Origin of the sequence: Bartonella sp. AA18HLJMS (assembly GCF_042197245.1) — a bacterium.
Classification (GTDB): Bacteria; Pseudomonadota; Alphaproteobacteria; order Rhizobiales; family Rhizobiaceae; genus Bartonella.
Map to the genome: position 1 here is coordinate 1 of NZ_JBHIRP010000033.1, position 5924 is coordinate 5924.

General features: G+C 43.3%; 8 protein-coding genes. All 8 read left to right on the top strand.

Going from position 1 to position 5924, the window contains the following annotated elements; all coding sequences use genetic code 11:
- The first annotated feature begins 54 nt into the window (after positions 1-54).
- Entirely contained in the window at positions 55-1266 is a 1212-nt protein-coding gene (locus ACFINW_RS09245; protein ID WP_375674229.1) for a phage tail sheath subtilisin-like domain-containing protein, read from the top strand.
- Positions 1266-1772, top strand: a complete 507-nt coding sequence (locus ACFINW_RS09250; protein ID WP_375641097.1) for a phage major tail tube protein — start codon at positions 1266-1268, stop codon at positions 1770-1772. The genes ACFINW_RS09245 and ACFINW_RS09250 overlap by 1 nt, the downstream gene beginning before the upstream one ends.
- Before the next feature lie 2 nt (positions 1773-1774).
- Positions 1775-2062 (top strand): phage tail assembly protein, encoded by a 288-nt coding sequence (locus tag ACFINW_RS09255; RefSeq protein WP_375674230.1) that lies wholly within the window; start codon positions 1775-1777, stop codon positions 2060-2062.
- Between the two features lie 47 nt (positions 2063-2109).
- Positions 2110-2172 carry a hypothetical protein gene (locus tag ACFINW_RS09260; protein ID WP_375674233.1) on the top strand — a complete coding sequence of 21 codons (63 nt, stop codon included), beginning with the start codon at positions 2110-2112 and terminating at the stop codon, positions 2170-2172.
- Positions 2169-4466 (top strand): phage tail protein, encoded by a 2298-nt coding sequence (locus ACFINW_RS09265; RefSeq protein WP_375674231.1) that lies wholly within the window; start codon positions 2169-2171, stop codon positions 4464-4466. The genes ACFINW_RS09260 and ACFINW_RS09265 overlap by 4 nt, the downstream gene beginning before the upstream one ends.
- 5 nt (positions 4467-4471) lie before the next feature.
- Positions 4472-4852 (top strand): phage tail protein, encoded by a 381-nt coding sequence (locus ACFINW_RS09270; protein ID WP_375632856.1) that lies wholly within the window; start codon positions 4472-4474, stop codon positions 4850-4852.
- Positions 4849-5073, top strand: coding sequence for a tail protein X (locus tag ACFINW_RS09275; protein WP_375641064.1), 225 nt, complete (start codon positions 4849-4851; stop codon positions 5071-5073). Before ACFINW_RS09270 ends, ACFINW_RS09275 begins: the two co-directional genes overlap by 4 nt.
- Positions 5070-5924, top strand: an 855-nt coding sequence (locus ACFINW_RS09280; RefSeq protein ID WP_375674232.1) for a phage late control D family protein, incomplete at its 3' end; no start/stop codon positions are given. The genes ACFINW_RS09275 and ACFINW_RS09280, both read left to right, overlap by 4 nt.

The following is a 5924-nucleotide window of genomic DNA, read 5'->3' on the forward strand; positions in this document are numbered from 1 at the left end:
CCCTCATTTTTCCCATTCATTTTCATTCACCCCTCATTTAAAGGAGCATAAAGTATGGCAACAGGTTTTCTACACGGTGTTGAAGTCGTTGAGGTCGACGACGGTACACGCCCCCTTCGCGCGGTTCAATCCGCAGTTATCGGAATTGTTGGCACAGCACCCGATGCCGATGACCGAGCATTCCCTCTCAACACACCGGTTTTGGTAGCAGGCTCTCTTTCACAAGCTGCAAAACTCGATAGAACAGGCAAACGACGCGGCACTTTACCCAATGCCCTTGATCTTATTTTTAAACAAGTAGGAGCAATTGTCGTTGTCGTACGCGTGAACGAGGGTGACAACGAAAATGCAACACTCACCAATATTCTGGGTGGTGTAAACGCAAATGGTGCTTATGAAGGTGTTCATGCTTTCATTGGAGCACAATCCATTGTAGGACAAACACCACGCATTCTGATTGCGCCAGGCTTTACACATCAACGCCCTTCCAGTGTGAATATTGAAGAGAATGGAACTGGTGCAACTGCCAACCCCGTAGCAGCAGAATTGATTGGCATTGCCGAGCGTTTGCGTGCGATTGTGGTGCTTGATGCACCAAATAGCACAGATGAAGCAGCCCTTAGCACAGCAAAAGATTTTGATTCAAAACGCGCCATTCTTATTGATCCGTTTGTAAAGGTAAATCGTGATGGAAAAATCATAGAACAGCCGGCAAGTGCAGCGGTTGCTGGTGTCATTGCCAAAACAGATTTTACCCATGGTTTTTGGCATTCTCCTTCCAATAAAGTGATCAATGGAATTGTGGGAACTGCACGCCCTATTGATTTTTCCATTGGGGATCGATCAAGCCGCGCCAACCTTCTTAACGAACAAAACATCACAACAATTATCCGCGAAAACGGTTATCGTCTTTGGGGTAATCGCACCCTTTCAAGTGATACAAAGTTTGCTTTCTTATCGGTGGTGAGAACCGCAGATATGATTAATGACGCCATTTTGCGCGGGCATCTATGGGCTGTCGACCGCAATATCAAAAAGACCTACATGAATGATGTCAGTGAAAGCGTCAATGCCTATTTGCGTGATTTGAAAGCACAAGGCGCCATTCTTGGTGGACGCTGTACACCTGATCTAGAGCTTAACACAGCAAGCGCCATTGAAGGCGGCAGAGTCTATTTCAATGTCGAATTTACCCCCACAACACCCGCAGAACACATCACGTTCCGTTCACAAATCATCAATGATTACCTAGAGGAGATTTTTTAATGGCTATCCCCGTTTTACCAAGAGTTTTGAAATATTTTAACATTTTTGTCGACGGCATTCCCTATCAAGCAAAATGTGAAAGCGTAACATTACCGAATTTGAGTTTGGTTGTTGAAAGTTATCGTGGTGGAGGCATGGATAGCTCTATTGAAGTTGACCTTGGTCTTGAAACCCTCACACTTAGCATGACCATTTCTGATTGCTCTCCAGAATTGATGGCACTGTTGGGGCGCACGGATGTCGATATCTCATTACGAAGTTCAATGCAAGCGCAAGGCACACCAGCAGAAGGTGTTGTCATGACCATGAGAGGACTATGCAAAGGCTTTGAAATGGCAGAATGGCAACCGGGCAGCAAAGCAACTTCTACAGCAACATTCACATTGCAATATTTCAAATATGTCCAGAAGGACGTTGAAATCGTTGAGATAGATGTCCTCAACTTGGTGAGAAAATTCAATGGCGTCAATCAACTCGCAGACCATAAAAACAATATAGGATTATAAAAATGACCGTCCAAACAAGCATTACACATAAATTATTGATACCCATTGCCTTTGAAGGAAAAGATCACACCGAAATTACTTTACGGCGCCCCAAAACAAAAGATTTGCAAGCAATCGACAAAAAAGAAGGCGTAGAGCAAACAATTGCTATGATCGCACGTCTTTCTGAATGGCCGCATGAGGCTATCAGCGAACTCGACATCAATGATTTGTCAAGCATTGGAGAGATTTTGGAGTCTTTTATCAAACGGCGGGATACCTCGACTGGGAAACCGCCGCTAAACTCATAGCCGATATTGCCATTGTGTTCCATTGGTCCCTTTCAGACATGATGGAAATGGAACTACAAGAACTCATATTCTGGCGAAAACAAGCAGCAGAAAGGTGTAAAACAAAATGAGTGAAAAAGTTGCTGATGCAAAGGTGAAATTGTCTCTTGAAGATAAACTCACCGCGCCTCTTAAACGTGTACAAAAGAAATTCGATACATTGTCAAAAACACTCTCACATAGTTTGGGTATTCCCCGCTTTTCTGCTGCTGTCAAAAACATGACAAAAAGCCTTCATGGCGTTCAAAGTGCTCTTGGAGTGGCGGCAAGTCGTGCTTCAGTCTTTACCGGTGTCTTAGGACTTGCTGGTGGGGGTCTTGTGGCAAGTGTGACCGCCCTCACCATGAAAACCATGCATCTGGGCGATAGTCTTTATCACGCATCACACCATTTAAATATGAGTGTTGCATCACTTCAATTATGGGGTGATGCAGCCGATAATTCAGGCACTTCTGCCGAACTTTTTCAACAATCCTTAGCGGTTTTAAATAGGCGTTCAGCACAAGCATATGCCGGACAAAAAAGAGGCATGATGGGCTTTGAAGCACTTGGCATTTCTGTCAAAAACACTTCTGGAAAACTCAAATCCACTTCTGTCTTGTTAGAAGAAATTACCGACAAGATGAGTAAGATGAAAAGCCAAGCACAAAGACAGCATATTGCCGCTCTGCTGTTTGGGGGCGATGGTAAAGAAATGGCGACCATGCTTGCACAAGGCATGGCACCCATTAAAGAGCTGTTTGCAAAGGCGCGGAAAGGAAAATGGCTGATAGGTGCCGATGTCGCACGCTATGCCGCAGATTTGAGTGACAAGCTTGGTGCTTTTAAGAAAAAAATAGGCGGTATCGCGAGCTTTATTGGCGCCCGTTTTATGCCCGTGATCAATGATATGGTTGACGGTTTTTCAAAGTTGATTGATGAAAACCGTGACCTCATCCAAACAACCGTTGCGAGCTGGGCGAAAACCTTAAGAAAAGTCTTTAATGATTTGCTTAATCCTACCTCTGATTTAAGAAAAGGCATCAGTGATCTCACAGAGAGGATTAAAGGCTGGTTCCAATGGCTAGAACCTCTGATTGGTGAAATAACCCTTTTCAAGGTGGGGCTTGTAGCTCTTGGTTCATTCATTTTTGGTCCACTCATTGCCGCATTAGCCGCAGCGGGAGCAGCGTTTGTCACACTTGGCTATACTATAATGACAACGCCCATAGGATGGCTAATTGGCGGCATCGCAGCTCTTGTAGGCGCTGGATATTTGCTCTACAAAAATTGGGACAAAATCAATGGCTGGCTACTTACATCACTAACCATAGTAAGCGCAGTTTTTATCAGGCTTGCTTTCGCTCTTTCAGGACCAGTGCTTTCAGCCTTCACTTCTGTTGGTTCTAAAATTACCGATCTGGCTGTAAAACTTGGAAAATCCCTGCTCTCAAAAATAATCACAGCAGATAAAGCTTTTATTAGATTTTCCGCAACTCTGGGAAGATCACTGCTTTCAGCATTAGCCTCAGCTGCTTCCGCAGTTGCCAGTCTTGCTTTAACTCTTGTAGGTACACTGATTTCGGCAATAACTGCCGTTAGTTCTGCTTTTATATCGCTTGGTGTTGCTATCATGACCACACCTATTGGCTGGATAATTGGCGGCATTGCAGCTCTTGTTGCTGCTGGATATCTGCTCTACAAACATTGGGATACAGTCATAAGCTTTATAAGCAAGCTATGGGATTCTTTTTACAGCTTATGTAGTAATGTTTTCAATAACCTCTTGACGTTCTTTAAAAACTTTTCACCACTTTCTTGGATTTCGAAAAAAATCAATGAACTCATTGAATGGCTGTTTGGTGTCGATTTAATGGAAATAGGCTCCAATCTTATTAATGGGCTTTGGGAGGGCATCAAAAGCAAATGGGATGATCTGTATAACGGTTTTGGCAATATGATGAAGAAATTAACCAGTTGGATGCCTAATTGGATGAAAGAAAAGCTAGGCTTTAATGTTTCAATCAACAAAACTTCAACCCAAACAATTAAAACCTTTACCGATGATACCAATGCACGTGCAAAAAAAATGGTTGATACAGTAGTGGTTACAAACACCCCGCCTGAAAAACGCAAGAGTGGTTTTAATACAAGTGTCGTTGAAACAGGACAAACGCAGGCAACAAATAAAGTAGGTGCCTTTAAAGCTCCAAAGCCAATTACAGTTCATAAACCTGTTGAAGTAGATGCCCGTGTAACCATTACAAATCTAAATATTTCAGTACCAAATGGTCTCAAGGACGAAATCAGAGACGCTGTCAATCAAGCACTTGAACGCTATGCAAAACAGCAACGTTTAGCCATAGCCTCTAGCCTTTCGGATTAAATACCATGATGTTAGCTTTGGGTGGTTTTATTTTTTCGATTGAAACAGCAGCTTACCAAACACTTGATATGTCTTATGGTGTTCCATGGGTGGAGCAAGGGCGATTGGGGAGAAAGGCTGCTCTTCAATTGCCTGCCGTTGCAAATGCGGAATTTTCTTTAACTGGTGTGATTTATCCAGATTTCAAAGGTGGTCATAGACAGCTCGAATATTTACGGCAAATGGCACATAAAGGACCTCACATTCTTGTGACTGGTCAAGGCAAAATCTTAGGTAAGTTTGTCATTCTTTCTGTAGAGGAAAAGCAAAGTGTTTTTCATCATAACGGCACCCCAAAAAAACAAGAATTTACAATAAAATTGAGAGAATATGGTGAAGAGCTATGAGTGATCTTTACATGACCAAAGATGGTGATATGGTTGATGCCATTTGCTGGAAATACTATGCCAAAGGTCAACAAGCCCTTGCTGTTGAACGCGTTTATGCAGCAAATTTTGGTCTTGCAGACTATGGACCCATTTTAAAAGCAGGAATCACAATCGTTTTGCCAACCCTCCCCTATCCTAAAGCCACACCGGTAATCAGAATTTGGGGCAGTCAATCATGAAACCTTTTTGCACGGTTCTGGCAAATGGAGAAGACATCACCAAAACTCTTATGGATTATGTTTTGTCGATTGAAATTACCGATGAAGCAGAAAACAAAAGTGATCGTATCACTATAGAGCTTGATGACCGTGCGCGTGACAGTGATAACGGCTTTCTTGATATTCCTCTCATCGGGACAGTTATTTCCATAACACTTGGCTATGAAGGCGGGAAAAACCGCGATATGGGAGCCTATCTGATAGACGAAATTTCTGTAAGCAGCCCACCGCAAAACTTAAGTGTTACAGGACGCGCCGCATCAATGAACACGTCTTACAGAACCCCAAAAAGCCAATCCTACCACCAGAAAACCCTTGGCAGTATTGTTCAAGAGATAGCAGAGCGTAATGGCTATACACCAAAGGTTGATCCTTCTCTTGCAAAAATCGTTGTGCGTCACATTGACCAAACAGCTGAAAGCGATATGGCTTTTGCTACACGCCTTGCAGAAGAATATGATGCGGTAGCAAAGCCCGTTGATGGCAAACTTGTGCTTGCCAAACGGGGTGAAGGCAAAGCCATTACCGGTGAAACACTCCCTATTGTTGTTATTCATGAGGAACATTGCACCTCTTGGGATTTTAAATACAGTGCGCGGGATGAAGCAGGTGCAGCCAATGGCTTAGAAACAGATGTGGGAGACGACCAAAAAGCCGCGGCTGATGCACGAGAACCAGAAGAGATTGATGATGATGAAAACTTTATCCATATGGATGACAGTGATCGAGCAGCACCATCATCATCTGAATCGGAAAAAGCAGAAACAACACCTGAGAAAGAAGAAGAAGACAAAGAGAAAAAAGGCGGTGTT